Here is a 25,346-nt window from a genome sequence, read left to right as displayed (position 1 = left end):
GGCCCGTCGCCGGGCCCCCCGTCGGGCGTCAGCGGGCGGCGGCCGCCGCGTCGCAGGCCTGGCCGCGCAGGGTGCGGGCCAGGTCGTCACGGGCCTCCAGGACCAGCCGGCGCAGCGCCGGGGCCGCGTCCGGGTGGGCGGTCAGCCATTCGTCCGTGGAATCGAGCGTCGACCGGTTGTCCCGCAGGCTCGGGAAGAGCCCCTTCACGACGTCCATGCCGATCTGGATGGACCGCTCGGCCCACAGGCGCTCGATCGCCTCGAAGTACTTCGGTGCGTACGGAGCGATCAGTTCGCGCTGCGAGGGCTGGCCGAAGCCGGCGATGGTGGCCTCCACCAGCGCGTTCGACAGCGAGTCGGACTCGACGACCTGCGCCCACGCCTGCGCCTTGACCGCCGCCGACGGCCGGGCCGCCAGGCACCGCACCTGGTGGCGCTTGCCGGAGGCCGTGTCGTCGCGGGCGAGCTCGGCGCCGATCACCGACTCGTCGGCGCGGCCGTGCGCGGCCAGCGGCTCCAGGAGCACCCAGCGCAGCTCCTGGTCGACCTCCAGGCCGTCGATCTTCGCGGTCCCCTCCAGGAGCCCTTCGAGGAGCTGGAAGTCGGCGTCGGTCGTCGCCGTGGAGGCGAAGAAACGGGCCCAGGCCAGCTGGTGCTCGCTGCCCGCCGCCGCGATCCGCAGCTCGCGCAGCGCGCCCTCGGCCAGCAGCCGCGCGCCCTGCTCGCGCCACTCGGGCGCCGCGTAGTACGTCTGCGCCGAGCGGGTCCAGGCGTGCAGCATCTGGAGCACGCCGATGTCCGTCTCGCGCCCGGAGTGGGCGAGCACCAGGTCGATGAAGTCCCGCGCGGGCATGAGCGCGTCCCGCGTCAGGTTCCACAGCGCCGACCAGCACAGGGCGCGCGCCAGCGGGTCCGTGATGTCGCCGAGGTTGGCCCGGAGTGTGGCGAGCGAGCCCTCGTCGAAGCGGATCTTGCAGTACGTGAGGTCGTCGTCGTTGACCAGGACCAGCTCGGGCCGCTCGGCCCCGGCCAGCTCCGCCACCACGGTGCGCGGCCCGTCCACGTCGACCTCGGCGCGCGCGTACCGCACCAGGGCGCCCGCCTCGGAGCGGTAGAGGCCGACCGCGACCCGGTGCGGGCGCAGCGTCGGATGGGCCTCGACGGCCTCCTGGACCACGGCGAGCTCGGTGATGCGCCCGCCCGCGTCGTAAGTGACCACCGGGGTCAGCGAGTTGACGCCCGCCGTCTGCAGCCAGGACCGCGACCAGGACGCCATGTCCCGCCCGGAGACCTCCTCCAGGACCGACAGCAGGTCGCCCAGGCGCGTGTTCCCGTAGGCGTGGTTCTTGAAGTAGCGCCGGGCGCCCTCCAGGAAGTCCTCCCGGCCCACGTACGCCACCAGCTGCTTGAGGACCGAGGCGCCCTTGGCGTAGGTGATGCCGTCGAAGTTGAGCTTGGCGTCCTCCAGGTCACGGATGTCGGCCGTGACCGGGTGCGTGGACGGCAGCTGGTCCGCGCGGTACGCCCAGGACTTGCGGCCGTTGGCGAAGGTGATCCAGCCGTTGGTGAACCGGGTCGCCTCGACCTGCGAGAAGCTGCCCATGAAGTCGGCGAACGACTCCTTCAGCCACAGGTCGTCCCACCACTGCATGGTCACCAGGTCGCCGAACCACATGTGCGCCATCTCGTGCAGGATGACGTTGGCCCGCCGCTCGTAGGCGGCCTGCGTCACCTTGCCCCGGAAGATGAACTCCTCGCGGAAGGTCACCAGACCCGGGTTCTCCATCGCCCCGAGGTTGTACTCCGGCACGAAGGCCTGGTCGTACTTGCCGAACGGGTACGGGTAGTCGAACTGGTCGTGGAAGAAGTCGAAGCCCTGCTTGGTGACGAGGAACACGTCGTCCGCGTCGAAATGCCGGGCCAGGCCCTTGCGGCACATCGCGCCGAGCGGGATCTCCAGCGTGGTGCCGTCGTCGAAGGTGCGGCGGTAGGTGTCCGTCACGTAGTGGTACGGCCCGGCCACCACACAGGTGATGTACGTGGAGATCGGCTTGGTCTCGGCGAACCGCCAGACCCCGTCCTCGCCCCGGGCGCCCTCGCCGTTGGACCACACCGTCCAGCCCTCGGGCGCCGTCGCCTCGAAGCGGTAGGGGGCCTTCAGGTCGGGCTGCTCGAAGTTCGCGAACACCCGCCGGGAGTCGGCCGGCTCGTACTGGGTGTAGAGGTAGACCTCGCCGTCCTCCGGGTCGACGAACCGGTGCAGACCCTCGCCGGTGCGGCTGTACGCACAGTTCGCGTCCACCACCAGCACGTTCTCCGCCGCCAGGTCCGCGAGCGCCACCCGGGTGCCGTCGAAGACCGCGGCCGGATCCAGCGGCTTGCCGTTCAGGGTGACCGCGTTCACCGACGGCGCGACCAGATCCGCGAAGGACTCCGCGCCCGGCCGCGCGCAGCGGAACCGGATCGTGGTGACCGAGCGGAACGTTCGGGGCCCGTCCGGGGCGTCCCCGATCGCGGACCGCAGATCGAGGGCGACGTCGTACCCGTCGACGGACAGCAGCTCGGCCCGTTCACGGGCCTCGTCGCGGGACAGATTCTCACCGGGCACGGGCACTCCTTCGTGTCTCGTTCGAACAGCACCGATCCTGCCATGCCCGCCGGGCCGTGGACACGCGGGAATGCGGCGGGTGGCCGGAGGTGTTCCCTTGGTTGATTTCCCAGCGTGCCCCGATGAGGAGAGACATGTCCGAGACCGTGCCCCAGACCGGGAAGACCCCTGTCGACTTCTGGTTCGACCCGCTCTGTCCCTGGGCCTGGATGACGTCCCGCTGGATGCTGGAGGTCGAGAAGGTCCGTGACGTCGAGGTCCGCTGGCACGTGATGAGCCTGGGCGTCCTCAACGAGGACAAGCTCGACGACCTGCCGGACTCCTACCGCGAGTTCCTGACGACCCGGGCCTGGGGCCCGGTCCAGGTCGTCATGGCCGCGCAGCAGAAGTACGGCGAGGAGGTCCTCGGCAAGCTGTACACCGCGCTCGGCACCCGCTTCCACAACCAGGACCTCGGCTCCGGCCGCGAGGTCCTCGTCGCCGCCCTGGAGGAGGCCGGCCTGCCCGCCGAGCTCGCCGACCACGCGGAGGTCGACAACAGCGCCTACGAGTTCGACGCGGAGCTGCGCGCCTCCCACAAGGAGGGCATAGAGAAGGTCGGCCAGGAGGTCGGCACCCCGGTCATCGCCGTGCCCGGCGCGGACGGCGAGCAGATCGCCTTCTTCGGCCCGGTCGTCACCCCGGCCCCCAAGGGCGAAGCCGCCGCACGCCTGTGGGACGGCACGCTCCTGGTGGCCTCGACCCCGGGCTTCTACGAGATCAAGCGGACGCGCACATCCGGCCCGATCTTCGACTGATCCGGCGCCCCCGGTGTCACGGCCCCCGCGAGTCACGCACTCGCGGGGGCCGTGCCGCACCCCCGCCTACTCCCCGTACAGCGCCGCCAGGCGCGGCAGGCGCCTCGCTATCTCCCCCGTGTCGTCGAAGTCGAAGTCCCAGCCCGGGTCCAGTTCCGGGTAGCGGATCGTGAAGCTGTCGCCGGGCAGGTCCTTGCCGGTCGCGGCCAGGTGCGCGTCCCAGGCGATGCCGAGCGCCTCCTCGCACTCCATCTCCCAGCCCTCCACCGCCGCGTCCCGCACGGCGCTCAGGCCCGCGAGCCCGTCCGGGTCGGCGACCGCGCGGTCGAACACCTCGCGCCCCTGCGCGATCAGCCAGCCCCTGAAGTAGTCGAACCCGTCGTCCGAGCACCCGCCGTTGATCGTGTACGCCGCGGCCCAGAGCGGCTGGCGGTAGGAGGCGGCCATCAGGTCCCAGAAGACCTGCTGGAATGCCACTATCTCGTCGACCGGCCGGGCCGAGAGCAGGGCCGCGGCCCGCGCCGCGACCGCCTCGGCGTCCGCCGCGTGTGCCACCTGCGCGCGGGCGTCGTCGATGAGCGTCCAGAACTCCTGTGTGTCCATGGCTCCGAGCATGGCACCCGCCACTGACAACGGGTCCGGGGCGAGAGGGTGAAGGACCGGCGCACTACACCGGCGCACGGATGCGCGTACGCGAACGACCCCCGCGAGTCACGTCCTCGCGGGGGTCGTCCGTATTTCCGCCCGCAAGTGAAGGTTGAGAAGACGATCACGAGCAGGACGACAGGGGGTCCCTACGGGACCAGCAGCAGGTTGTTCCCGGCGGCCTTCGCGGCGGCGTAACGCCTCGCCACGTCCTGCCAGTTGACGACGCGCCACATCGCCTCGATGAAGTCCACCTTCTGGTTCTTGTACTGGAGGTAGAAGGCGTGCTCCCAGGCGTCGAAGACCAGGACCGGGGTCGAGCCCTGGCCGACGTTGCCCTGGTGGTCGTAGATCTGCTCGACCACGAGTCGGCCGCTGACCGGCTCGTACGCGAGGACGCCCCAGCCCGAACCCTGCGTCGTGGCCGACGCCTTGGTCAGCTGGGCCTTGAACTTGGCGAAGGAGCCGAAGGATTCGGCGATGGCGTCCGCCAGCTCGCCGGTGCCGTCCGTCTCCAGCGGCTCGCCGCCGCCGTCGCCGGTCATGTTGTGCCAGTAGATCGAGTGCAGGATGTGGCCGGAGAGGTGGAACGCGAGGTTCTTCTCCAGGCCGTTGATCGAGCCCCAGGCGTCCTTGTCGCGGGCCTCCGCGAGCTGCTCCAGGGTGTCGTTCGCGCCCTTCACATACGCCGCGTGGTGCTTGTCGTGGTGCAGCTCGATGATCTCCGGGCTGATGACGGGTTCGAGCGCGGCGTAGTCGTACGGAAGTTCAGGAAGCGTGTAAATGGCCATGTCCGAAGCCCCTCCGACTGCTTGTTGCAACTGATGTGCAAGTGCACGCTATCAGCAGGTATGGACGGTCGCAGCTAAGGGTGACCTCAGCAAAAAGCCCTGCGTCCGGAGATCTAGGACCTCCGGACGCAGGGCTTCGCGCGGGCTTGGCGAGGGCTTCGCGCCGACTTCGGGCGGGGTGGCTCAGGCCTCCTGGCGGGCTGCCATGCGCTGGCGCGCGTAGCCGATGACGGCCAGGACCACCGTCAGCGCCCCCGACGCCATCAGCTGGTCGCGGGTGTCGGACTGACGGGCCATCAGGATGAAGATGCCGGCCATCGCCGCCAGCGCCACCCAGGTCAGCCCCGGGTACAGCCACATCTTCACGACCAGCCTCTCCGGCGTCTCGCGCTCGATGCGCCGGCGCAGCAGCAGCTGGGAGACGGCGATGAAGATCCAGACGACCAGGATCACCGCGCCGATCATGTTCAGCAGCCAGGGGAAGACGTCGTCCGGCCGCCAGTAGCTCAGCAGCACGCACCCGAAGCCGAAGATCGAGGAGCACAGCACCCCGACGCGCGGCACGCCGCCGGAGATGCGGCCGAGCGCCTTGGGGCCCTGGCCCCGGTCGACCAGCGAGTACGCCATGCGCGACGCACCGTAGATGTTGGCGTTCATCGCGGAGAGCAGCGCGACGAGGACGACCACGTTCATGATCTGTCCGGCGCCGTCGATGCCGAGGTGGTCGAGCGCGGCCACGTACGGGCCCTTCTCCACCACGGTCTTGTCGTTCCAGGGCACCAGCGTGACGATGACCGCCATCGAGCCGATGTAGAAGACGGCGATGCGCCACATGGCGGTGCGCACCGCGCGGGCGACGCCCTGCACCGGCTTCTCGGACTCGGCGGCCGCGATGGTCACCGTCTCCAGGCCGCCGTACGCGAAGACGGAGGCGAGCAGTCCGAGCACCAGTCCCTCGGAGCCGTTGGGCAGGAATCCGCCCTCGCCGGTGAGGTTCGAGGTGCCGGGGGCGGGAGTGTCCGGCAGTACGCCGAGGATCGCGAGCAGGCCGAGGACGAGGAAGAGCGTGATCGCGGCGACCTTGAGCGCCGCGAACCAGAACTCGAACTCGCCGAAGTTCTTCACGGCCGCGAGGTTGGTGGCGGTGAAGACGAGCATGAACAGCGCGACCCAGGCCCACTCGGGCGTACCGGGCAGCCAGCCGGTCACGATCTTGGCGGCGCCGATGCCCTCCAGGCCGACCGCGACGCAGAGCAGCACCCAGAACGCCCAGCCGGCGGTGAAGCCGGCCCAGGGCCCGATGGCCCGGTCGGCGTGCACGGAGAAGGAGCCGGATGCGGGGTTGGCGGCCGACATCTCGCCCAGCATGCGCATCACGAGCATGACGAGCGCGCCGGATATGCCGTAGGCGAGGACGATCGAGGGCCCGGCGGCGGCGATTCCGGCGCCGGAGCCGACGAAGAGCCCGGCGCCGATGACGCCGCCGAGGGCGATCATCGAGAGGTGGCGCTGCTTGAGACCGTGGGTGAGTGGGGAGTCGACCTTCGGCTGCGCGTCGGTCGTCGCGGGCGCGTTTGTCCGGGACATGGGCAGGCCCTGTTCAGTAGCTGAGACGGGGAGCGGGAGCCACAGTCTGGATGTGGCACCGCTCAGAGGGAACACCAGACCGCTATCCGGACACTCGACTCACACAGTGTGAAGCTCTGCGCACATCTCGTCCACGGAATGCACACGTCCGCCCTCGTGGGTCCCGCCAAACCCGCCCGTAACTACCGACCTGACGATCGGTCGGCCACCGCCGCCGCATCAACAGTCCTCGCCCGCCACTCCCGTACGAAGGCGACCACCAGCACCGCGCCCGTCGCGCCCGCCGACCAGAGCACCTGGGGCCGGGCGTCGTCGTCGAGGAGCATCAGGACGAGCACCGCCGCCATCGCCGCGAGCGCCGCCCACGTCAGATACGGGAAGGCCCACATCCGCAGCGTCAACCGCTCCGGGGCCTCGCGCTCGATCCGGGGCCGCAGCCGCAGCTGCGAGACGGCGATCAGACCCCAGACGAACAGGAGCACCGCGCCGACCGCGTTGAGCATGTAGAGGAAGACCGAGTCGGGCCACTTCAGATTGAGCAGCACCGAGACGAACCCGAAGGCGACCGACGCGAGGACCGCGCGCCGGGGCACCCCGCCGCCCGACACCTTGAGCAGCCCCTTCGGCGCCTCGCCGCGCTCGGCCAGCGAGAAGACCATCCGCGAGGAGCCGTACAGATTGGCGTTGAGCGCGGAGAGCAGGGCCACGAAGACGACCACGTTCATGATCTGCCCGGCGCCGGAGACGCCGATCGAGTCGAGCACGGCGACGTACGGGCTGTGACCGGGCTCCATCGAGGTCCACGGCAGCAGGGTCACGATGACCAGCATCGAGCCCACATAGAAGAAGAGGATGCGCCAGACCGCGCTGCGCACGGCGCGGCCGACCGCGCGCACCGGGTCGTCCGACTCGGCGGCCGCGATGGTGACGACCTCAAGGCCGCCGAAGGCGAAGATCACCGCGAGGACGCCGGAGACCACGCCGTCCCAGCCGTTGGGCAGGAAGCCGCCCTGCCCGGTCAGGTTGGTGAACCCGACGGGATCCGTGTCGGGCAGCACCCCGAAGACGGCCAGCAGCCCCAGCACCAGGAACAGCACGATCGCGCCGACCTTCAGCGTGGCGAACCAGAACTCGAACTCGCCGAAGTTCTTCACCGCCGCCAGGTTGGCGCCGGTGAAGACGACCATGAAGACGAGGACCCAGGCCCACTGCGGCATCCCCGGCACCCAGCCGTGGGCGATCTGGGCCGCGCCCGTCGCCTCCACGGCGAGGACGACCACGAGCAGGAACCAGTACAGCCAGCCGACGCTGAACCCGGCCCAGCGGCCGAGCGCCCGCTCGGCGTGGACCGAGAACGACCCCGAGGCGGGCATCGCCGACGACATCTCGCCGAGCATCCGCATCACCAGCATCGCGATCGCGCCCGCGATGAGATACGAGACGACGATCCCCGGCCCCGCCACCGCGATCCCGGCCCCCGACCCCACGAAGAGACCGGCACCGATCACCCCGCCCAGGCCCAGCATGGTCAGATGGCGCTGCTTCAGCCCGTGGGACAGCGGCTCGGCTTCCACCGAGGCGGTGTCGGCGGCGGTGGCCCCGGCCGTGGTCTTGCCGTCGTGCATGGCGCTCGCAACTCTCGGATCAGCGACTGATCAGCAACTGATCATTTATGGGGAACCTACAGTCTCCCCGAGTCGCGGCCGTATCCGCAAAACCGTCCGTACTCCTCATCGATCCAGTGACGAGGGTCACGCCATCGGACGGAAGCAGTCCGGCCTTTGTGCGATCTCCACCAAGGCCCCAACCACCGCTTTGTGGGCCGCTGATGGTGATCGAGTGAGAATCCCTCGGCTAACGTCACCGTTGTCCCCAGCACGTATCCCGTTGCCCGTCCCCGACTTCGCGGAGCCCACGATGGCCACGACCACAGTCACTGCCCCCGCCGCACCCCGTACCGGCAAGGTCCTCGCCGACCTGCTGCCCGGCGCCCGCACCCGGGACGTCGCCCTGGTGCTCGGCGGCGCGGCGCTCACCGGCGTGGCCGCCCAGATCGCCGTGCCCGTCCTCGGCTCCCCGGTCCCCGTCACCGGCCAGACCTTCGCGGCCCTGCTGGTGGGCACCTCGCTCGGCGCCCGCCGCGGCTTCCTCTCGCTCGGGCTGTACGCGCTGATCGGCATGGCCGGGATGCCGTGGTTCGCGAACGGCACCTCGGGAGCGGGCGGCGCGTCCTTCGGTTACGTGCTCGGCATGCTGCTCGCCTCCACCGTCGTGGGCGCCCTCGCCCGCCGCGGCGGCGACCGCTCGGTGCCGCGCACCGCGGGCACGATGGTCCTCGGCTCGGCGATCATCTACGCGGTCGGCGTCCCGTACCTGGCCGCCTCGACCGGTATGTCCCTGAACCAGGCGGTCGCGGCGGGCCTCACCCCGTTCCTGCTCGGCGACGCGCTGAAGGCGGCGCTGGCGATGGGGGCGCTGCCGGCGGCGTGGAAGTTCGTGGGCCGCAAGTAACGAAGAGTGGTTCGACGGAAAGGGCCCGGACGCGCTGAGCGCATCCGGGCCCTTCCGCATGTCAGTGCGTCATTTCAGTACTTCAGTGCGTACGCCTGCGGTGTTGGCGGGTGTTGGCCCACCAGATGCCGGTGGAGCCGACGAAGAGGAGCAGGCCCGCGGCCGCGAGCAGCGGCAGTACGCCGTCGTTGACGCCGGTCTTGGGGAGCTGGGACGGCGGGGTCGGGGCGGGAGTGCCGGGTGTGGTCGGGGACGGGGACGGGCCGGCGGCGCCGCCCGGCGGCGCGGCCGGCACGTTGTCGGTGCCGAGCAGCAGCGGGGTGTCGGGGGCGTTGGGCGTCGGCTTGGTCGTCCCGAACGGGACCGGCCCCTGCTGCCAGAGGATTTTCTCGCCGGTGCCCTCGGTGACCGGCAGACAGATCTTGCCGGTCTTCTTCAGGTCGTATGTGGCGGAGACGGTGTACGACTTGTCGGCACCGGCGGCCAAATTGTCGATGACACAGGCGAATCCGGTGTTGGTCCCCTTCGGCAACTTGTTCTCGGGCACCGTCGCGCACCCGTCCACGCCGGTGATCCGCATACCGTCGAGGCCGAGGACGGTGAGGGTGATCTGGCCGGTGTCCTTGGTGCCCTTGTTGAGGATTTTCGCGGTGAGAGTGGTCTTTCCGGAGGAATTGGCGACCTTGATTTCCTTGGGCAGCTCGGTGGAGATCTTGAGCTCGGCCGGGGCGCTGGGCCCGGGCGAACCGCCCTGATCACTGCCGGGTGTGGGGTCGGCGGCAAAAGCCGCGGCCCCCAGCGGCAAAACCAACAACCCGGCGAACAAACCGGCGGCCACAGATCCCCAATGTTTCTTCGAACGCATTTCCCATCCCCCTCAGCCGAGTTGGGCGGCTGGACTTACTGAAAGCAGTGCTGAGAAGGGTCCCACAAGATTTCGCGGAATTATGCTGTGATGGTGGCAAGTTCGTGTTTCTGTCCTGGTCGCACCAGGTGCTGAGGGGGCGGGCGGTAATGCCGGGAATTCGGGGGCTGTTGGTAGCGGGGCGATACCGACTCGACGTCACGATCGGCCAGGGAGGAATGGGGCGGGTGTGGCGGGCGTTCGATGAGACCCTGGACCGCCAGGTCGCCGTGAAAGAGATGCGCATGAACGACCTCGACGCCGAGGACAGCCGCATCCGCCGCGAACGCACCCTGCGCGAGGCGCGGGCGACGGCCCGCATCGACCATCCGAACGTCGTGCGCGTCTACGACGTGGTGGAGGAGTCCGACCGCCTCTGGATCGTGATGGAGCTGGTGGACGCGCGCTCCCTGGAGCAACTCCTGGTCGAGGACGGCCCGGTGCCTCCGCGAGAGGCGGCACGGATCGGCCTGGGCCTGGTGGAGGCGTTACGGGAGGTGCACGCGGTAGGAGTCCTGCACAGGGACATCAAGCCGGGCAACGTGCTCCTGAGCCGCACGGGCAGGATCGTCCTGACGGACTTCGGCATCGCGGCGATCCAGGACGCGACGGCGCTGACGGTGGTGGGGATGCTGGTCGGCTCGCCGGACTACATGGCGCCGGAACGGGTGGGCGGCAGGCCCCAGGGCCCGGCGTCGGACCTGTGGTCCCTGGGCGCGACGCTGTGCGCGGCGGTGGGCGGCCAGTCCCCGTTCGCCCGCGAGACGACGCTGGCGACGCTGCACGCGGTCCTGTACGAGGAGCCCCAACTCCCGGGCACGGCGGGCCCGTTGGCCCCCACGCTGGCCGCGCTCCTGGTGAAGGAACCGGACCACCGCCCCACCCTGGACGCGCTGGCCACGCTCCTGATGCCGATAGCGGCTCCACCCACGGTCCTGGCCCGCACCCCGACCCTGGCGGCCCCGGCACACACGGCGCCCACCCCGGCGCCGGAAGCACCGGAGTCACCGCTCCCGCACCCCCCGGCGCCCGAGGCGCGCGCAAGGGAGGCAGCCCCCACGCTTCCCCCACCGACGCGTGCCCCAGAGCCCGAGACCCCCCAGCCGGGCCCGAGCCAGCGCCCAGCCTGGGCCGCAGACGGGGCCGGAGCCTCGCCGCCCCCATTCCCCGCCGGAGGGGCCGAGGCCTACACGCTGCCCCCACCCGCCCCCCACCCCGAGCGGGGACCGGGGCGGAGCCCCGAAGGGGGCGCAGGGGGCGAAGCCCCCGCCGGGGGTCTGGGGGCGCAGCCCCCAGAAACACCCCTCCCGCCTCAACTCACCCCCACCCCCGGAGGGTTCAGGGAAGGGGCGGGGTGGGGGAATCGCCGTCGCCTGGCCATCACCACCGCCGCAGCCGTCACCGCGGCCACAGCCATAGTCGTCGTCCTGGCCACCACACAAGGCACCGGCGACAAAGACAAGGCAACCGGCACCGCAGGCCCCCCCACCACCACGAGCCCCACCGTGTCCCCCACCGTCGCCGGCACCTCCCGCCCTCCCAGCACCCCACCCCCCGGCACCCGAGGAGAGACCGGCTTCGCCTGGGCGCCCCCGAAGGGCTGGACGCGGACCGCCAAGAGCCCGTCCAACATCCACTACCACTCGCCCGGCGGAAAACAGGAGATCGCCGCCTCGTACGCACTCGTACGCGGCGGCGATCTCATGAACCAGTGGCAGGTGGCCGAGCAGGGCTCCCACGACGTCCCGGGCTACCGGAACATCCGTCTGGAGCGGACCACCTTCAACGGCCGCCCGGCCGTTGTCTGGGACTACTACTTCACACAGGACGGCGACCCCTGGAAGGCCCGCCAGACGGGCTTCGACGAGGGCGGCAAGTCGTACCAGGTCAACATCTGGTACCTCGCCACCACCGAGGACGAAGCCCTGCGCACCTACTCCGCGGTGACCTCGTCGTTCACACCGCTCTGAGCGACGGCGGCTTCCACGACCGCACCGCGCTGCATGAAGTCCCGCACCAGCGCGATCGCCACGACGATCGCCGCGACCAGCAGCGAGAGCAGCACCTGCTTGCGACCGGCGTCGTCGGTGAGCATGTAGACGAGCACGAAGGAGATCATCGCGATCGTCGCCCACGTCAGATACGGGAACAGCCACATCTTGACCGTCAGCTTCTCCGGCGTCTCGCGCAGGATGATCCCGCGCATCCGCAGCTGCGTGAAGCAGATGACCAGCCACACGAACAGCGCGACCGCGCCGGACGAGTTCAGCAGGAAGTCGAAGACGGTGTCCGGCCACTTGTAGTTGAAGAAGACGGCCACGAACCCGAAGAGGACCGAGCAGAGGATGGCCGCCTGCGGCACGCCCCGCGCGTTGGTACGGGCGAAGGCGCGCGGCGCGTCACCGCGCTGGCCGAGCGAGAACGCCATGCGGGAGGCGGTGTACAGGCCGGAGTTGAGGCAGGAGAGCACCGCCGTCAGCACGATCACGTTCATGATCTGCCCGGCGTGCGGGATGCCGATCGAGTTGAGCGCCGCGACGTACGAGCCGTCCTTGAGGATCGCCGGGTCGTTCCACTTCAGCAGCGTGAGGACGACGAGGATCGAGCCGAGGTAGAAGACGCCGATGCGCCAGATCACGCTGTTGGTGGCCTTGGTGACGGCGCGCTGCGGGTCCTCGGACTCACCGGCGGCCAGGGTGACGATCTCGCTGCCCATGAAGGAGAAGACGACCATCAGTACACCGGTGAGAATGGCTCCGGCGCCGTTCGGCATGAATCCACCGGCATCGGTGAGATGCGCGAATCCGTCACCGGGGTTGTCGGACCCGGGAAGTATTCCGAAGACGGCGAGCAGCCCGATGGCGACAAAGGCGCCGATGGCGACAACCTTGATCCCGGCGAACCAGAACTCGAATTCTCCGTACGAAGACACGGAGACGAGGTTGGTGGCCGTCAGCACGATCATCACGATCAGTGCCCAGCCCCACTGCGGGACCCCCCCGACCCAGCCGTGCAGGATCTTCGCTCCGGCGGTCGCCTCGACGGCGAGCACCACGACCCAGAAGAACCAGTAGAGCCAGCCGATGGAGAACCCGGCCCAGCGGCCGAGCGCCTGGTCGGCGTAGGCCGAGAAGGAGCCGGAGGTCGGCCGGGCGGCGGCCATCTCGCCGAGCATCCGCATCACGAAGACGACCATGAGGCCGACGAGCGCGTACGAGAGCAGGATGGCGGGACCGGCGGCGGCGATGCCGGAGCTGGAGCCGACGAAGAGCCCCGCTCCGATGACACCGCCGATGGCGATCATCGAGAGGTGACGGTTCTTGAGACCGGCCTGGAGGCCGTTGGAGCCGTGCGGGGCGCCGACGACGGGGGAGTCGGGCGTTCCGGGGTCGCCCGGTCGGCCTTCTTCCTTCGCAAGGGAGGGTTGCGAGGTCATGGACGAATCCTTAGGTCTAAGGGTCGCTCGGGTTACGAACCAACGCATTGAAGCCCGGTACTCCCAAGTACGGAAGGCCTGACTCCGAATCGTGATGAGGGGCACAAGGTCATTACTTTTCGGGGACGAAGGTCCTTACCGGGCCTCACCCCGATGAACCCTGCCCGCCGGATCGCATGCCACACTCGGGACCATGCGCGTGTACCTCGGTTCAGACCATGCCGGATACGAACTCAAGAACCACCTGGTCGAATGGCTCACGGCCCATGGCCACGAGGCCGTCGACTGCGGTCCCCACATCTACGACGCCCAGGACGACTACCCGCCGTTCTGCCTGCGCGCCGCCGAGAAGACGGCCGCCGACCCGGACTCGCTGGGCATCGTGATCGGCGGCTCGGGCAACGGTGAGCAGATCGCCGCGAACAAGGTGAAGGGCGTACGGGCGGCCCTGGCCTGGAGCGAGCAGACGGCGGCGCTCGGCCGCGAGCACAACAACGCGAACGTGCTCTCCATCGGTGGCCGGATGCACACCGAGGAGGAGTCGACCAAGTTCGTCGAGGTGTTCCTGAACACCCCGTACTCGAACGAGGAGCGCCACACCCGCCGTATCGAGATGCTGTCGCGCTACGAGACGACCGGCGAGCTCCCCGAGATCCCCGCGCACCACCCGCAGCAGGGCTGACCTGGCATTATGCCCGAGGGGCACACGATTCACCGGCTGGCCGCCGACCACGGGAAGTGGTTCGGCGGCCGCCGCGTATGCGCGTCCAGTCCGCAGGGGAAGTTCTCGGACGGGGCGGCGCTGGTGGACGGCCAGGTGCTTGAGGTGGCGGAAGCCCACGGCAAACACCTGTTCCTGGGCTTCGGCGGCCCGGTCGGCTGGATCCACATCCACCTGGGCCTGTTCGGCAAGTACGCACTGGGTACGGGTTCGGCCCCGCCGGCCACGGAGACGGTCCGGCTGCGCCTTTCCGGCCCCGGCGGTTACGCGGACCTGCGCGGCCCCACGACCTGCGCGCTGATCACCGACGCGGAGAAGCAGGCGATACACGACCGCCTGGGCCCGGATCCGCTGCGGGCCGCGGACACCGGCGAGAAGGCGTGGGCGCGGATCTCGCGCAGCCGCACGACGATCGCGGCGCTGCTGCTGGACCAGAAGATCATCGCGGGCGTGGGGAACGTCTACCGGGCCGAGGTCCTGTTCCGCCACGGAGTCGACCCGTACCGGGAGGGCCGTTCCCTGTCGCGTGCGGAGTGGGACGCGATGTGGTCGGACCTGGTTCTGCTGATGCGCGAGGGCGTACGCCTGAACCGCATCGACACGGTGCGGCCGGAGCACATGCCGGAGGCGATGGGGCGCGAGCCGAGGGTCGACGACCACGGCGGCGAGGTGTACGTGTACCGCCGCGCGCACTTGCCGTGCCACATCTGCACCACGGAGATCCGCACGGCGGACTTGGCGGCCCGAAACCTGTTCTGGTGCCCGCAGTGCCAGGGGCACGCGTAACGGGGATTGAGCCCCCACCCCACCCCTTCCCTAAAGCCCTCTGGCGGGCGGCCGGGGGCTGCGCCCCTGGACCCCGTTCGGCTGCGGACCGTGCTGGGTTGCTCGCGCAGTTCCCCGCGCCCCTAACTACCTAGGGGCGCGGGGAACTGCGCGACCAGCCACAGACGGCTCGCAGCCGAGAAACCAGGCCGCCCGCCCAGGGCTTTCGGGAAGGGGTGGGGTGGGGGCTCAAACGCCTAGAAGCCGTGCGGCAGCCACGGGGCCAAGGCCGTGCTGAACGCCGCGCTCGCCTCCGTCAGGGCACCCTCTCGGAGCTCCCGCACCCGCCCCGCCGAGGCGAGAGAGGCGAGGGACACCCCGCCCAGGAAGGCGGCGCCCAGCTCCCGCGCGGACAGCGCCACATCCGCCGGGTCCGCCGTGCGCGAGCACACCGCCCCCTTCGAGTCCCCGCTCAACCGCCACCGCCCCGCGTTCCAGCCGCAGAACGAGTCCGAGACGTCGAAGACCACGTCCACCGGGGACGAGTAGGAACGGGACGCCAGCCCGGAACCCACCTCCACCAGCCGCACGTACAGCCCGTCCCGCATCCGCACCCCGCACCGCCGCACATCGGACACGAGATGCAGCAGCGGGTCGTCCGCCGGACGGTTCCCCGCCTTGACCGTCGACGTCAGGTCGATGTCGCAGAGGAACCGCCACAGCGCGCCGTACACGGCGGGGTCGTCCGCGTTGATGTCCCGCAGCGTCACGACGCCCTTCGGGCCCGCCGCGTCCCACACCGGCTTGGTGTGGAAGCGCACGTACCCCACGACCTCGCCGCCCCGCGAGGCCAGCACGCACTGCGCGGGCGACCCGCCGTCCCGGAAGCCCGGCGGGTCGAGCAGCGGGTGCCGCTCCCAGCCGGGCGTGCGCAGGAACATCCCGGCGCGCGTGCCCACCGCGCGCCCGTAGACCTCCTCGCACACCGAAGCGGCATCCGCGACCGACGCGTACCGCAGGGTCACGTCCTCCGCGCCCTCCGGCACATCCACCCGCACCCGCGAGGAGTCGATCTCCAGGCTCATCTGCTGGGTGGCGAGGCCGTACCCGTACCGCCCGTAGATCCCCGGCTCGGACGCCGTGAGGACGGCGAGCGGGACGCCCTCCTCGCGCAGGGCGTCGAGCTGGCTCCGCATCATCGACGTGAGGATCCCGCGCCGCCGGTGCGTCGCCGCGACGCCGACCGCGCTGACCGCCCCGGTCGGGACGAATCCGCCGCCCGGCACCGACACCGGCAGTGCGAAGGTCTGCGTCGTGCCGACGACGGAAGGCCCTTCGTACGCCGCCAGGCACCGCGCCGGATCGATCACCGTGCGCCAGAACTCCTCCAGCTCCGGGTCCTCGGGTACGCCCCCGAACACCCGCTCCACCACCCCGTACCACTGGTCGAAGTCGGAGGGGTCCAGAGCACGTACGTCCACAGTCATACGCCATGACTACCAGCGGTTATGCCATCCGGTCGACCGGATTTCGAACGCACTGCCAGAGGGGTCCCCCTGCGCACGACGGCGTCGGCTGGATAGGGTCACCGGCAATGGCACGACGCGTGGGAGCGGATTCGTTCAGTGCCCGGTGGCGCAAGTCGGCGCACCGGGCACGTATTGCGCTGCGCAAGTCCGGGGTCGACTACTTCCGGGGCGACGGATCGGACTGGATCGCGCTCGCGGGCCTGCTCCTGACCGTTCCGGCGATCACCGCCGCGAGCCTCGCCTCACCGGTCTGGTGCGCGCCCGGCGCGCTGGCCCTGCCGATCGTCGCGGGCGGCGTCCTGCTCCGCCCCGCGAGCCTGCTGGGCCTGTACGCGGCCTCAGCCCTCGCCCTGATCGTGGAGTCCGTACAACTGGGCCCGTACACGGAGGGCCCCGCCAGGGTGACCCCCGGCACGGTCCTCGTGGTCGCCGCCTGCGGCCTCTTCGGCCTCCTCATCGCCCAGTTCCGGGCCCGCGTCGGCGTGCCCTGGCGGCGCGGCGGCACCATGCTCTTCGACCTGCGCGAACGCATCCGCGTCCAGTCCGCCCTGCCGCGCCTGCCGCGAGGCTGGCACCGCGAGATGGCCCTGCGCCCCGCAGGCGGCCAATCCTTCTCGGGCGACTTCGTCGTGGCGGCCCGTACGAACGGGAACCGCACGCTCGAAGTCGTCCTCACGGACGTCTCCGGCAAGGGCATGGACGCGGGGTCGCGTGCGCTGCTGCTGTCCGGTGCGTTCGGCGGGCTGCTCGGCTCGCTGCCGCCGCACGGCTTCCTCACGGCGGCCAACGGCTACCTGCTCCGCCAGGACTGGGACGAGGGGTTCGCGACGTCGATCCACCTCGTACTCGACCTGGACTCCGGCGACTACGAGCTGCTCTCCGCCGGCCACCTCCCCGCCCTCCACCTCCAGGCGGGCTCCGGCCGCTGGCGCGAGGTGTCGGGGGAGGGGCCGCTGCTCGGGGTGTACGACGGGGCCGAGTTCCACCCGGTCAAGGGATCACTCGGCCCCGGCGACGTGCTCATGCTCTTCACGGACGGCCTCGTCGAGACGGCCGAACGCGACATCGCGGAAGGCATCGACCGCCTGACGGGCGAGGCCGACCGTTACGTCACGACGGGCTTCGAGGGCGCGGCGTGGCACCTGATCGAGGCGGTCGCGAAGGACGTCAACGACGACCGCGCGCTGCTGCTGATCAGGCGCGACGCGTAGCCGCGACGAACGCGGCGAAGGCGGCCGAGCTGACGGTGAGGGCCGCGCCCTCGGGCCGCTTGGAGTCGCGGATGGCGACGACGTGGGGGAGGTCTGCGACCTCGACGCAGTCGCCGCCGCTGCCCCCGCTGTAGCTGGACTTACGCCAGGCGGCGCCCCCGAGTGCTGCACACTCCACGCATTCGCCGCCGCTGCCTCCGCTGTAGCTCGACTTACGCCACCGCGCGTCCGTCAGGTCCATAGCGTTCCTCCATTACGCGAGCGATCAGTGCCGCCGAGTCCTCGGGGGAGAGGGCTGTGGCTTGCAGGCGAGCGTAGCTGACTGAACGCTCCCTGATCACTGGAGGGTTGGCGGTCATGTGTGCGCTGTCGTAGCTCTCCGAGTAGAAAAGGTCCGGGTCGTCATCGAACCGCAGGAGGGTGAACGACCCCAGAGTTGCGGGGTGTTCACCGACCGAGAAGGGGAGCACCTGGAGGTACGTCCACGGGCGGTCGCAGACATTCAGCAGGTGGGTCAGCTGCTTTCGCATGACCTTCTTGCCGCCGACCTCGCGGTGCAGCACCGCCTCGTCGAGTACCACCCACAGCGCGGGCGGGGTGTCCCGCTCCAGGATTCGCTGGCGTTCCAGTCGCGCAGCCACCAGCGTGTCGAGTTCGTCCGGACTGTGGGCGCCCACAAGCGCCTCCGCGTATTCCTTCGTCTGCAACAAGCCGTACACCACCTGCGCTTGGTAGGTGCTGATGTAAGTAGCTCGCGCCTCCATCTCCGCGAACTGCTGGAACCAAGTCGGCAGTTGGCTGCGCAGCACCAACCCCACCAGCCGGGAGAACCGGCCCTCCGTCCCCAGCGCGGCATCCAGCCGCTCCGAGAAGTTCCTCGTCGGGACTTTCATCGCCGTCTCGACTTGCCCGATCAGCGACGCGGCACAGAACAGACAGCCCCCCAACTGCTCCTGCGTCATTCCGGCGCGCTCACGTTCTCGACGCAGCTCGGAACCGTAATAGTCGAGCGGCGACGCGCTCGGATCCAGCGTGCGGATGTTCACCACGGCGGCCTCCAGCGGCTCGCGGAGTTGCTCAGGTCACATAGCGGAGCGTAACCAAACAACCGCACCCCGCGAGGGGAAACGGGACAACTCCCGTACGGGGGTGGGGGTGTCCCCACCCCCGATCCGCCGGGAGCCGCCATGGCCTGCGACCTGCCCGAATCCGTAACTTCGAGGCATCGGACAACGCACGTACGAGGAGAGGTCGAGGACGATGGCACTGGGACGCGGCAAGCGGCGGGCGGCAAAGGTCGAGGCCGTCGAGGGCGACGCCCGCTGGGCCGTCGAGCTGCGCGGGGTGCGGCGTCAGTATGGGCGCGGCGGCTCGGCCGTGCACGCCCTGCGGGGGATCGACCTCAAGCTGCCGCGCGGGAGCTTCACGGCGGTGATGGGGCCGTCGGGGTCGGGGAAGTCGACGTTCCTCCAGTGCGCGGCGGGGTTGGACCGGCCCACGGACGGGTCCGTACGGCTCGGCGGGACCGAGATCACGGGCATGAGCGAGAACAAGCTGACCGAACTGCGGCGCGCCCGGCTGGGGTTCGTGTTCCAGGCGTTCAACCTGCTGCCGTCGCTGACGGTGGAGCAGAACGTACTGCTGCCGATGCGCCTTGCGGGGCGGCGGCCGGAGCGGCGCCGGGCCGAGGAGCTCCTGGGGCAGGTGGGGCTCGGGGGGAAGGGGAAGCGGCGCCCGGGTGAGCTGTCCGGTGGGCAGCAGCAGCGGGTCGCGATCGCCCGCGCGCTGGTCACCCGTCCGGACGTCGTGTTCGCGGACGAGCCGACGGGTGCGCTGGACACGCGGACGGCGGCGGAGGTGCTGTCGCTGCTGCGGAACGCGGTGGACGGGATGGGGGCGACGGTCGTCATGGTCACGCATGATCCGTCGGCCGCCGCCTATGCCGACCAGGTCCTTTTCCTTGCGGACGGGTCGATGGCGGATGCGCTGACCGGCGCGTCGGCGGGGCAGATCGCGGCCCGGATGACGTCACTGACGGCCCCGGCGGCCACGTACGCGGCGGCAGCGGCGTGAATTCCCCCCGGGGGATCCGTTCGTCTGCGGGCCGTCTGTGGCTGGTCGCGCAGTTCCCCGCGCCCCTAACTACCTAGGGGCGCGGGGAACTGCGCGAGCAACCCAGCACGGTCCGCGGACAAAGCTCCAGGCCGCCCGCCCAGGGCTTTCGGGAAGGGGCGGGGTGGGGAATCCCGCCCGCCGCAGGCGCACCCCCACCCGCACACGCAACACGCACCCACAGGAGTGACCCCACCATGACCCGCCCCAACGGCCTCGCCCGCGCAGCGATCCGCTTCAAACCGTCCGCCTTCGTCGGCACCTTCATCGCCCTCTTCATGGCCGCGATGATCGTCTCCGCGTGCGGAATCCTCCTGGAGACCGGCGTACGAGCGGCCGTCCCGGCCGAGCGCTACGCCGGCGCCCCCGTGGTCGTCGCCGCCGACCAGCAGGCCCACTACACCACCGGCAGCGGCGAGGACCGGGACACCGAGTCCGTCGCGCTGCCCGACAAGGCCCGGCTCGACGCCGCCCTGACGGCCCGCGCGGCGACCGCCCCCGGCGCGGCCGCCGCAATCGCGGACGTCTCCTTTCCCGTACGCGACGTACGCGACGTACGTACGGGAAATACGCCTGCCACTGCACACGGCTGGGGCTCGACCGCCTTCACCGGCACGAAGCTCACCTCCGGCACTCCGCCCCGTACCGGCCAGGTGGTGACCGGCGACCGCGCCGCCATCGGCGACCGACTCACCGTCGACACCCCTTCCGGCAAGCGGCAGTTCACGGTGTCCGGCACCACCAAGGCCCCCGGCACCATGTGGTTCACCGACACCCAGGCCCTGGCCCTGTCCGGGCACCCCGGCAAGGCCGACGCCATCGCCGTACTCGCCAAGCCCGGTGTCACCGCCTCCGCCCTCGCCGACCAGGTCGAACAGCGGCTCGGGGACGCGGTCGAGGTCCACACCGGTGACGGGCGCGGCGCCGTCGAGACCCGCGGCCTCGCCTACGCCAAGGAGATGCTCACCGCGCTCGGCGGCTCCTTCGGCGGCATGGCCACCATGGTCGCCGTCTTCACCGCCGCCGGAACCGTCACGCTCTCCGTCGGCCAGCGCCGCCGCGAGTACGCCCTGCTGCGCGCGATCGGCGCGACCCCGCGCCAGATCCGGCGCACCATCGCCACCGAGACCATGCTGGTCGCCCCGCTCGCGGGCGCGCTCGGCTGCCTCCCGGGCGTGGCGCTCGCGAGCTGGTGGTTCGGCCAGCTCCGCGACAAGGGCGCGGTCCCGGAGGCCGTGGACCTGTCGGTGTCGTGGATCCCGATGGCGGCGGCGGTCGGCGCGGCCGTGCTGACCTCGCTCTTCGCCGGGTACATGGCGGCCCGCCGCCCGTCCCGCACCAAGCCGGGCGAGGCACTGCGGGACGCCTCGGTGGAGCGGCTGCGCATCGGCTGGATCCGTACGCCCCTGGGCGTCGCGGCCCTCGGCGGCGGCATCGCCTTCACCGGCGTGGCCGCGTCCGAGAAGGGCGAGAACGCGGCGAACGCGGCCCTCGGCGTCGTCATGCTCTTCATGCTCGCCGTGGCCCTCCTCGGCCCGCTGATCGCCCGCGCCTGCGCCGGTCTGTTCGGTCTGCCGCTGCGCGCGGCGGGCGCCCCGGCGTCGCTGGCGGCGGCCAACTCCCGTACGAACGCCCGCCGTCTGGCCTCCGCGATCACCCCGATCGTGCTGGCCATGGCGTTCTCCTCCACCCTCGTCTTCATGCACACCAGCGAGGACCGCGTCACCGAGAAGCAGCAGCGGGCGGGCCTCGTCGCCGACCGGGTGGTCACCGGCCCGTCGGTCCTGACCTCGGACGCGGTGGCGCGGGCGAAGACGACCCCGGGCGTCGAGGTGGCGGTGGGCCTGACCCGTACGTCCGTCCTGGTCCACGCCGGCGGCTCCCTCCAGTCGATCTCCACGCAGGGCTTCACGGGCACCGGCGCGGACCTCGCGCGCGTCCAGGACCTGGGCGTACGCAAGGGCTCCCTGGAGGCCCTGAAGCCCGGCACGATCGCCCTGGACAAAACCCTGGCGAACGACACGCACGCGCGCGTGGGCGACCGGCTCGACATCCTGCTCCCCGACGGCACGAAGGCGTCCCCGAGGGTGGTGGCCACGTACGACAGGGGCCTGGGCCTGTCCCAAATAACGCTCCCGCAGGGCGACTTGGCCTCCCACACGACGACGGTGGACATGCCGACGGAACTCCTGCTGAAGGGCAAGGCCGAGGCGTCCGCGCTGACCCCCCTCGGCACGGTCACGGACGCCGCGGGCTACGCCACGGCCAAGAGCGTGGAACGCGACCTGAACGCCTGGGCCAACACCACCATGGCGGCCGTACTCGGCGGCTTCGCGGCCGTCGCGGCGGCGAACACGCTGGTCATGACCATCCTGGACCGCCGCCGCGAACTCGGCACACTGCGCCTGATCGGCACCACCCGCCGCCAGGTCATGGGCATGGTGCGCTGGGAGGCGCTCCTGGTGACGTCGGCGGGCCTGATCCTGGGCACGGCGATAGCCCTGGCCACCCTCATCCCCATGATGAACGGCCTGACGGGCGAGAGCCCGTACATCCCGCCCGTCCTGTACGGCTCGTTCGCCGCGGGCATCCTGGGCCTGGGCCTCGCCTCCACGGCGCTCCCGGCCCGAGCGGCCCTACGCTGAGCCGCATGCTCACACTCCCCGAGGTCGAAGCGCTGGCGAGAGCGGCCCACGCCGCCCAGACCGACAAGGCGGGCCGCCCGTACAGCGAACACCTGGCGGCCGTGGCCGAAGGCGTACGCGCGCGTGGCGGCACCGATGAGCAGATCGCGGCGGCGTGGCTGCACGACGCGGTGGAGGACGGGGCGCTGTCGCAGGAGTGGCTGGAGGGGGCGGAACTGGCGCCCGGGGTAGGGGAGATGGTGATGGCGGTGACCAAAAGGAAGGGCGAGGCCCTTCCGGCCTACGCGGCCCGAATCCTCGCCACCCCGGGCGCGCTGCTGGTCAAAGAGGCGGACCTGGCCCACAACGCGGACCCGGCCCGCCTCGCCGCCCTCGACGAGCCCACCCGAACCCGCCTCACCCACAAATACGCCACCATGCGCGCCCTTCTGGGCTTGGCGTGATCGATACCTTGGCTATGTGTCAGGCGGCAGCATCTGCAGGGGTGTTGGTGGCACGATGGAACCTGCGGGGTGTGCTCGGCGGCACGCTCCGGGCCGGCAAGGCGGACCGACCAAGGGTGTGATCAGTTGTGGCCATTTCACTGTCTGTGGTGCTGCTGTTGGCGATCGTCCTCGTGGTGATGATCCGGGGCGGCTCCATCAAGACCGGCCCGGCCATAGTCGCCGCGCTCTTCGGTTTCTTCATGGCGTCGACCGGGATGGCGCCGTCGATAAACCGCTTCCTGAACTCGCTGGCGGAAACGATCGACCAGATCAAGTTCTGAGCACACCCGCCGGGTCCCGGAAACACCTCGGGCCCGGTGAGCTGGTCACCGGGCCCGAGGCCGTGGAGCGGGCGACGGGAATCGAACCCGCGTAGCTAGTTTGGAAGACTAGGGCTCTACCATTGAGCTACGCCCGCGTGCGTCGCGTCGCAGGTCATGACTTTCCGTCCTGACCGCGGCACGAAGAGCATCGTAGCGGGTCACCCCCCGCGCGTGCACACCGCATCCGGCCGTGCGGCCCGGTGCGCAAAGCGGCCGACGTATTCCCCGCGGGCATGTACCCTACGTGTCGCACCGACGGGGTGTGGCGCAGCTTGGTAGCGCGTCCGCTTTGGGAGCGGAAGGCCGTGGGTTCAAATCCCGCCACCCCGACCAGCAGCGCCCGGCAGTGGCCGATGGCGTCCCCGGATGACCTTCGAAGACTCTCCGTGCACGCCATACACGATCTCCGCGTACAAGATCACATTGTGGGTGGCATCCCGCTTGCGGTTACTATGCAAGCTGCGTGCCCGTGTGTCTGATGAATCCGATGAACCGGGCCCGATCCGCCCGCGGCCGTCGGCCACCGGGCAGAACCCCCAGAAGTCAGCCACAAGGAGACCGAACCGTGAAGAGCGCCGTGGAGACCCTGAACCCGACTCGGGTTCGGCTCACTGTCGAGGTGCCCTTCGAGGAGCTCAAGGACAGCCTCGACGCGGCGTACAAGAAGATCAACCAGCAGGTCACGGTGAAGGGCTTCCGTAAGGGCAAGATCCCGGCCCGAGTCATCGACCAGCGGTTCGGCCGTGGTGCTGTGCTGGAGGAGGCCGTCAACGACGCCCTCCCGAAGTTCTACACCGAGGCGGTCAACGAGGCCGAGCTGAACCCGCTGGGTCAGCCCGAGGTCGACATCACGGAGCTGAAGGACGGCGAGACGCTGAACTTCACCGCCGAGGTCGACATCCGCCCGACCATCGAGATCCCGGACTACTCGGGCATCGAGGTGACCGTCGACGCGGTCGAGGTCTCCGACGAGGACGTCGAGAAGGCCGTCTCGGACCTGCGCGAGCGCTTCGCCTCGACCTCCCCGGTCGAGCGCGCCGCCCAGGACGGCGACGTCCTGACGATCGACCTTGAGGCCAAGGTCGACGGCGAGGTCCTGGAGGACGGCGTGGCCGAGGGTGTCTCGTACACCATCGGTTCCGGCGAGCTCCTCGACGGCATCGACGAGGCCGTCAAGGGCCTGGAGGCCGGTGGCGAGGCCACCTTCACCTCGCAGCTCAAGGGCGGCACCGCCGAGGGCAAGGACGCCGAGGTCACCGTCAAGGTCAGCCAGGTCGCCGCGCGCGAACTGCCGGAGCTGGACGACGACTTCGCGCAGCTCGCGTCGGAGTTCGACACCCTCGACGAGCTCAAGGCCGACAGCCGCAAGCGCCTTGAGAACATGAAGCAGTTCGACCAGGCCACCCAGGCCCAGGAGCGCGTGCTCGACGAGCTGCTGAAGATCACTGAGGTCCCGATCCCCGAGAAGCTCCTCGCGGACGAGATCCAGACCCGCAAGCACAACCTTGAGCACCACCAGCTCGGCCAGATGGGCCTCGACCTCGCCAAGTACCTGGAGATCCAGGGCAAGACGCAGGAAGAGTTCGACGCCGAGACCGAGGAAGCGGCCGTCAAGGGCATCAAGACGCAGTTCATCCTCGACGAGCTCGTCAACAAGGAGAAGCTGAACGTCAACCAGGAGGAGCTCACCGAGCACCTGGTGCGCCGTGCCGCCTCCTCCGGCATGTCCCCCGACCAGTTCGCCCAGGCCGTCGTCGAGGGTGGCCAGGTGCCGATGCTCGTCGGCGAGGTCGCCCGCGGCAAGGCGCTGGCCGTGGTCGTCGAGTCCGCCAAGGTCGTCGACACCAACGGTGAGGCCGTTGACCTGGAAGACGACGAAGACGAGGTCGAGGCCGCCGCCGAGATCGTCGAGGCCGTCGTCGACGCCGACGCCGAGGAGAAGACCGAGGCCTGAGCCTCTGTCCGACCCAGTACGGCAGGCACCGCCTGACCACGTACGAAGTACGTAAGGAGGGGCCCGCGACGCAGCCGCGTCCGGGCCCTTCCGCGTACCCGGACCGGGCCCGCGTCCAGGCGCCCCATGGCCGGTTCCGTACGCCCCCGCGCTTCAACCACCTTGCGCTCCGAGCGAACAGTTCGGGAACCGGGATGGCGTTGTCCTACCTGCGCGTTAGGGTCCATGAATACGGGGGCGTGGAGTCAGCCGGTGAAGTCGGCCGCAAGGCCCCGCCCTCTGAATGAAGACGCTGAGACGGCCGAAGCCGTCAGAGACGAGC

Annotated in this window: 21 protein-coding genes and 2 tRNA genes; 12 read left to right on the top strand and 11 right to left on the bottom strand. The window is 70.3% G+C overall.

What is annotated here, in order from left to right:
- Positions 1-28: 28 nt before the first annotated feature.
- On the bottom strand, positions 29-2,608 hold the full coding sequence (pepN, locus tag OG965_RS15945) for an aminopeptidase N (protein ID WP_371652738.1): 2,580 nt from the start codon (positions 2,606-2,608) through the stop codon (positions 29-31).
- Positions 2,609-2,742: 134 nt separating this feature from the next.
- On the opposite strand from pepN, the gene OG965_RS15940 reads away from it, so the two are divergent.
- Positions 2,743-3,405: a DsbA family protein gene (locus OG965_RS15940; protein ID WP_371652737.1), complete on the top strand. Its 663-nt coding sequence runs from the start codon at positions 2,743-2,745 to the stop codon at positions 3,403-3,405.
- Between the two features lie 66 nt (positions 3,406-3,471).
- Here OG965_RS15940 and OG965_RS15935 read toward each other — a convergent pair whose 3' ends face one another.
- The 4 genes from OG965_RS15935 to OG965_RS15920 all read right to left on the bottom strand — a co-directional run bounded on the left by OG965_RS15935 (position 3,472) and on the right by OG965_RS15920 (position 8,053).
- Complete coding sequence (locus tag OG965_RS15935) at positions 3,472-4,008, bottom strand: DUF4240 domain-containing protein (RefSeq protein WP_371652736.1); 537 nt, start codon at positions 4,006-4,008, stop codon at positions 3,472-3,474.
- A gap of 191 nt (positions 4,009-4,199) precedes the next feature.
- The gene (locus OG965_RS15930) at positions 4,200-4,841 is read right to left on the bottom strand and encodes a superoxide dismutase (RefSeq protein WP_371652735.1); all 642 of its coding nucleotides are present in this window, start codon (positions 4,839-4,841) and stop codon (positions 4,200-4,202) included.
- Between the two features lie 183 nt (positions 4,842-5,024).
- A complete protein-coding gene (locus OG965_RS15925; protein WP_371652734.1) occupies positions 5,025-6,428 on the bottom strand; it encodes an amino acid permease in 1,404 nt (467 codons plus the stop codon).
- 182 nt (positions 6,429-6,610) lie between these two features.
- Entirely contained in the window at positions 6,611-8,053 is a 1,443-nt protein-coding gene (locus OG965_RS15920) for an amino acid permease (RefSeq protein ID WP_371652733.1), read from the bottom strand.
- Positions 8,054-8,345: 292 nt separating this feature from the next.
- On the opposite strand from OG965_RS15920, the gene OG965_RS15915 reads away from it, so the two are divergent.
- Positions 8,346-8,939, top strand: a complete 594-nt coding sequence (locus OG965_RS15915; RefSeq protein WP_371652732.1) for a biotin transporter BioY — start codon at positions 8,346-8,348, stop codon at positions 8,937-8,939.
- Positions 8,940-9,021: 82 nt separating this feature from the next.
- Here the strand turns inward: OG965_RS15915 and OG965_RS15910 are convergent, their stop codons facing one another.
- On the bottom strand, positions 9,022-9,777 hold the full coding sequence (locus OG965_RS15910; RefSeq protein ID WP_371652731.1) for a hypothetical protein: 756 nt from the start codon (positions 9,775-9,777) through the stop codon (positions 9,022-9,024).
- Between the two features lie 176 nt (positions 9,778-9,953).
- On the opposite strand from OG965_RS15910, the gene OG965_RS15905 reads away from it, so the two are divergent.
- Complete coding sequence (locus OG965_RS15905; protein WP_371652730.1) at positions 9,954-11,813, top strand: protein kinase; 1,860 nt, start codon at positions 9,954-9,956, stop codon at positions 11,811-11,813.
- Here the strand turns inward: OG965_RS15905 and OG965_RS15900 are convergent.
- Positions 11,777-13,279 (bottom strand): amino acid permease, encoded by a 1,503-nt coding sequence (locus OG965_RS15900; RefSeq protein WP_371652729.1) that lies wholly within the window; start codon positions 13,277-13,279, stop codon positions 11,777-11,779. The two genes, OG965_RS15905 and OG965_RS15900, sit on opposite strands and share 37 nt — an antisense overlap.
- A gap of 193 nt (positions 13,280-13,472) precedes the next feature.
- Here OG965_RS15900 and OG965_RS15895 point away from each other — a divergent pair, with 193 nt between their 5' ends.
- The gene (locus OG965_RS15895) at positions 13,473-13,961 is read left to right on the top strand and encodes a ribose-5-phosphate isomerase (RefSeq protein WP_371652728.1); all 489 of its coding nucleotides are present in this window, start codon (positions 13,473-13,475) and stop codon (positions 13,959-13,961) included.
- 9 nt (positions 13,962-13,970) lie between these two features.
- A complete protein-coding gene (locus OG965_RS15890) occupies positions 13,971-14,786 on the top strand; it encodes an Fpg/Nei family DNA glycosylase (RefSeq protein WP_371652727.1) in 816 nt (271 codons plus the stop codon).
- 236 nt (positions 14,787-15,022) lie between these two features.
- Here the strand turns inward: OG965_RS15890 and OG965_RS15885 are convergent, their stop codons facing one another.
- The gene (locus OG965_RS15885) at positions 15,023-16,252 is read right to left on the bottom strand and encodes a GNAT family N-acetyltransferase (RefSeq protein WP_371652726.1); all 1,230 of its coding nucleotides are present in this window, start codon (positions 16,250-16,252) and stop codon (positions 15,023-15,025) included.
- 107 nt (positions 16,253-16,359) lie between these two features.
- On the opposite strand from OG965_RS15885, the gene OG965_RS15880 reads away from it, so the two are divergent.
- Positions 16,360-17,505, top strand: a complete 1,146-nt coding sequence (locus OG965_RS15880) for a PP2C family protein-serine/threonine phosphatase (protein ID WP_371652725.1) — start codon at positions 16,360-16,362, stop codon at positions 17,503-17,505.
- On the opposite strand, the gene OG965_RS15875 is transcribed toward OG965_RS15880, so the two are convergent.
- Positions 17,489-17,746 carry a DUF397 domain-containing protein gene (locus OG965_RS15875; protein WP_371652724.1) on the bottom strand — a complete coding sequence of 86 codons (258 nt, stop codon included), beginning with the start codon at positions 17,744-17,746 and terminating at the stop codon, positions 17,489-17,491. The genes OG965_RS15880 and OG965_RS15875 overlap by 17 nt on opposite strands.
- Positions 17,718-18,554, bottom strand: coding sequence for a Scr1 family TA system antitoxin-like transcriptional regulator (locus tag OG965_RS15870; RefSeq protein ID WP_371652723.1), 837 nt, complete (start codon positions 18,552-18,554; stop codon positions 17,718-17,720). Before OG965_RS15870 ends, OG965_RS15875 begins: the two co-directional genes overlap by 29 nt.
- 211 nt (positions 18,555-18,765) lie before the next feature.
- Between OG965_RS15870 and OG965_RS15865 the strand changes: the two genes are divergently transcribed.
- From OG965_RS15865 to OG965_RS15850, 4 genes are all read left to right on the top strand, one after another.
- Positions 18,766-19,578: an ABC transporter ATP-binding protein gene (locus OG965_RS15865; protein WP_371652722.1), complete on the top strand. Its 813-nt coding sequence runs from the start codon at positions 18,766-18,768 to the stop codon at positions 19,576-19,578.
- Between the two features lie 236 nt (positions 19,579-19,814).
- Complete coding sequence (locus tag OG965_RS15860) at positions 19,815-22,262, top strand: ABC transporter permease (protein ID WP_371652721.1); 2,448 nt, start codon at positions 19,815-19,817, stop codon at positions 22,260-22,262.
- 5 nt (positions 22,263-22,267) lie between these two features.
- Positions 22,268-22,705: an HD domain-containing protein gene (locus OG965_RS15855; RefSeq protein ID WP_371652720.1), complete on the top strand. Its 438-nt coding sequence runs from the start codon at positions 22,268-22,270 to the stop codon at positions 22,703-22,705.
- Between the two features lie 128 nt (positions 22,706-22,833).
- Positions 22,834-23,028: a hypothetical protein gene (locus OG965_RS15850; RefSeq protein ID WP_101388310.1), complete on the top strand. Its 195-nt coding sequence runs from the start codon at positions 22,834-22,836 to the stop codon at positions 23,026-23,028.
- Between the two features lie 63 nt (positions 23,029-23,091).
- On the opposite strand, the gene OG965_RS15845 is transcribed toward OG965_RS15850, so the two are convergent.
- Positions 23,092-23,165: transfer RNA gene (locus tag OG965_RS15845), tRNA-Gly, on the bottom strand.
- A 161-nt stretch (positions 23,166-23,326) separates the two neighbouring features.
- Here OG965_RS15845 and OG965_RS15840 point away from each other — a divergent pair.
- Positions 23,327-23,403, top strand: a tRNA-Pro gene (locus OG965_RS15840).
- A gap of 232 nt (positions 23,404-23,635) precedes the next feature.
- On the top strand, positions 23,636-25,024 hold the full coding sequence (gene tig / locus OG965_RS15835; protein ID WP_371652719.1) for a trigger factor: 1,389 nt from the start codon (positions 23,636-23,638) through the stop codon (positions 25,022-25,024).
- Positions 25,025-25,346: the final 322 nt, after the last annotated feature.

The sequence above is a fragment of the Streptomyces sp. NBC_00224 genome (assembly GCF_041435195.1).
Lineage (GTDB): Bacteria > Actinomycetota > Actinomycetes > Streptomycetales > Streptomycetaceae > Streptomyces.
Note: the sequence above shows the minus strand (reverse complement) of the source record. Positions and strands in the feature narration are given on the sequence as shown.

What these genes read in the sequence shown, in the direction of transcription:
- OG965_RS15940 (WP_371652737.1), top strand. Translation starts at nt 2,743, where the DNA reads ATGTCCGAGACCGTGCCCCAGACCGGGAAGACCCCTGTCGACTTCTGG.
- OG965_RS15935 (WP_371652736.1), bottom strand. Translation starts at nt 4,008, where the DNA reads ATGGACACACAGGAGTTCTGGACGCTCATCGACGACGCCCGCGCGCAG.
- OG965_RS15930 (WP_371652735.1), bottom strand. Translation starts at nt 4,841, where the DNA reads ATGGCCATTTACACGCTTCCTGAACTTCCGTACGACTACGCCGCGCTC.
- OG965_RS15925 (WP_371652734.1), bottom strand. Translation starts at nt 6,428, where the DNA reads ATGTCCCGGACAAACGCGCCCGCGACGACCGACGCGCAGCCGAAGGTC.
- OG965_RS15920 (WP_371652733.1), bottom strand. Translation starts at nt 8,053, where the DNA reads ATGCACGACGGCAAGACCACGGCCGGGGCCACCGCCGCCGACACCGCC.
- OG965_RS15915 (WP_371652732.1), top strand. Translation starts at nt 8,346, where the DNA reads ATGGCCACGACCACAGTCACTGCCCCCGCCGCACCCCGTACCGGCAAG.
- OG965_RS15905 (WP_371652730.1), top strand. Translation starts at nt 9,954, where the DNA reads ATGCCGGGAATTCGGGGGCTGTTGGTAGCGGGGCGATACCGACTCGAC.
- OG965_RS15900 (WP_371652729.1), bottom strand. Translation starts at nt 13,279, where the DNA reads ATGACCTCGCAACCCTCCCTTGCGAAGGAAGAAGGCCGACCGGGCGAC.
- OG965_RS15895 (WP_371652728.1), top strand. Translation starts at nt 13,473, where the DNA reads ATGCGCGTGTACCTCGGTTCAGACCATGCCGGATACGAACTCAAGAAC.
- OG965_RS15890 (WP_371652727.1), top strand. Translation starts at nt 13,971, where the DNA reads ATGCCCGAGGGGCACACGATTCACCGGCTGGCCGCCGACCACGGGAAG.
- OG965_RS15885 (WP_371652726.1), bottom strand. Translation starts at nt 16,252, where the DNA reads ATGACTGTGGACGTACGTGCTCTGGACCCCTCCGACTTCGACCAGTGG.
- OG965_RS15880 (WP_371652725.1), top strand. Translation starts at nt 16,360, where the DNA reads ATGGCACGACGCGTGGGAGCGGATTCGTTCAGTGCCCGGTGGCGCAAG.
- OG965_RS15875 (WP_371652724.1), bottom strand. Translation starts at nt 17,746, where the DNA reads ATGGACCTGACGGACGCGCGGTGGCGTAAGTCGAGCTACAGCGGAGGC.
- OG965_RS15865 (WP_371652722.1), top strand. Translation starts at nt 18,766, where the DNA reads ATGGCACTGGGACGCGGCAAGCGGCGGGCGGCAAAGGTCGAGGCCGTC.
- OG965_RS15860 (WP_371652721.1), top strand. Translation starts at nt 19,815, where the DNA reads ATGACCCGCCCCAACGGCCTCGCCCGCGCAGCGATCCGCTTCAAACCG.
- OG965_RS15855 (WP_371652720.1), top strand. Translation starts at nt 22,268, where the DNA reads ATGCTCACACTCCCCGAGGTCGAAGCGCTGGCGAGAGCGGCCCACGCC.